This is a genomic window from Flavobacterium sp. FPG59 (assembly GCF_002150205.1).
Classification (GTDB): domain Bacteria; phylum Bacteroidota; class Bacteroidia; order Flavobacteriales; family Flavobacteriaceae; genus Flavobacterium.
The window spans coordinates 1-1,782 of the sequence record NZ_MTCA01000347.1; the positions used below are offsets into that span (position 1 = coordinate 1).

A 1,782-nucleotide genomic window follows, 5' to 3' on the forward strand; every position below is an offset into this window, starting at 1 on the left:
AATTACTAAAGTGTGAATCTTGAAACAATCACAAAAAGTAATGTAACAACTAAACTGTGTTAATTAATGACCTTTGTAATATACAAATCAATAAAAAAAATAAACAATGAAAAAGTCTAAAAAATTAATTTTCGCATCAATAACATTAGGATTATTATCTTTCACGGGAATCCAAGCCCAAGAAAAAACTCCAGCTTTTGGTTTTAAAGGAGGACTTAACTTTTCAAACTTATACACAGATACTGTTGATGACAATAATGTATTAACAGGTTTTAATGCTGGTTTATATGCTAAATTCCCAATTACAAACAGTATTGCAATTCAACCTGAGATTAGCTACACTACAAAAGGATCTGAATTAGTGTACAACAGTTTTGGAGTAAATGGAACAGCAAAATTCAATATCAATTATATCGAAGTACCTATTTTACTTGTTGCTAATTTAACGGATAACTTCAATGTACAAGTAGGTCCTTATTTAGCATACATGGTTAGCGGTAAAACAACTAATGATTCTAATCTTGGTTCATCAGTTCGTACATTAGATACTGATGATTTCAATAAATTTGATGCTGGTATTTCTGGAGGTTTAGGTTTTGATTTAGATGCAGTAAATTTTGGAGTACGCTACAATTACGGACTAACTAAGATTGGTAAAGATGATAGTTTTACATCTTCAGATGCTAAAAACAGTGTATTTAGCGCTTACGTAGGTCTTAGACTAAACTAATAACTAACATTAAACATATTTATCATGAGCAATCTTCTTTACACAATAGCAGTTATTTTAGTGATTTTTTGGGCAATCGGTTTTTTTGCTTATAGTGTTGGATCCATCATCCACATTCTTCTTGTTCTAGCGGTAATAGCTATACTATTCAGATTAATTTCTGGTAGAAAAATATAATATTCAATACTAATTCTAATCATTAAAACTATAAAATATGAGTAATCTTCTTTATACAATAGCAGTCATTTTGGTAATTTTTTGGGCAATCGGATTCTTTGCTTATAGCGTAGGTTCAATAATTCATGTCTTATTGGTAATTGCTGTAATAGCAATATTGTTTAGGCTTATTTCAGGTAGAAACGTATAAATAAATAATTATAACTTTAAAAATTTGCATTATGAAATCAGATAAAATAATATTAGGAGTTTTAGGTGGAGTGGCTGTAGGAGCATTATTAGGTGTTTTGTTTGCACCAGATAAAGGTAATAACACTAGAAAAAAAATTGCTGACAAAAGCAATGATTATACTGACGAATTGAAATATAAGTTGGATAACATTTTGGGTACTATTACTCAAAAATATGAAAAAATTTGGGCAGAAGGTGAGAAACTTGTTGCTGAGGGCAAATCTAAAATGAATGAAGTTAAACATGATGGAGAAGATCTATTAGCTCAAGGTAAAGCATCTTTTAACGAAGTAAAAAAGGATATTAATTCAATATAATTTGTATTACTTCTTTAAAAAATTAATTTTGATATAAATTTTAGGAAAATGGAAAACAACGCATCATCAATAGAAATGCTTTTTGAAAGAGCAGAGAATTATACTAAAACTTCAATAGAGTTAGCTAAACTTAATGCAATTGACAAAACTGCTGACGTGGTTTCATCACTAATCTCTAGAATGGCAATTTCTGTTGTTTTTGCGATGTTTGTTTTTCTTTCAAACATTGGACTGTCACTTTGGGTAGGTGAGCTTGTAGGACAACTATACTTTGGTTTTTTTATTGTTGGTGCCTTCTATCTAGCACTAGCACTTTTACTATACTAC

At 29.6% G+C, this 1,782-nt stretch carries 5 protein-coding genes; all 5 read left to right on the forward strand.

Annotated features, from left to right (window positions below; genetic code table 11):
* The first annotated feature begins 106 nt into the window (after positions 1-106).
* The gene (locus FPG59_RS15810; RefSeq protein WP_086455496.1) at positions 107-730 is read left to right on the forward strand and encodes a porin family protein; all 624 of its coding nucleotides are present in this window, start codon (positions 107-109) and stop codon (positions 728-730) included.
* A gap of 24 nt (positions 731-754) precedes the next feature.
* Entirely contained in the window at positions 755-907 is a 153-nt protein-coding gene (locus FPG59_RS16480; protein ID WP_140344716.1) for a lmo0937 family membrane protein, read from the forward strand.
* A 37-nt stretch (positions 908-944) separates the two neighbouring features.
* Positions 945-1,097 (forward strand): lmo0937 family membrane protein, encoded by a 153-nt coding sequence (locus FPG59_RS16485; RefSeq protein ID WP_140344717.1) that lies wholly within the window; start codon positions 945-947, stop codon positions 1,095-1,097.
* 31 nt (positions 1,098-1,128) lie between these two features.
* Positions 1,129-1,455 carry a YtxH domain-containing protein gene (locus tag FPG59_RS15815; RefSeq protein ID WP_086455497.1) on the forward strand — a complete coding sequence of 109 codons (327 nt, stop codon included), beginning with the start codon at positions 1,129-1,131 and terminating at the stop codon, positions 1,453-1,455.
* 48 nt (positions 1,456-1,503) lie between these two features.
* Positions 1,504-1,782: hypothetical protein (locus tag FPG59_RS15820; RefSeq protein WP_086455498.1), on the forward strand; the 279-nt coding region annotated here is incomplete at its 3' end.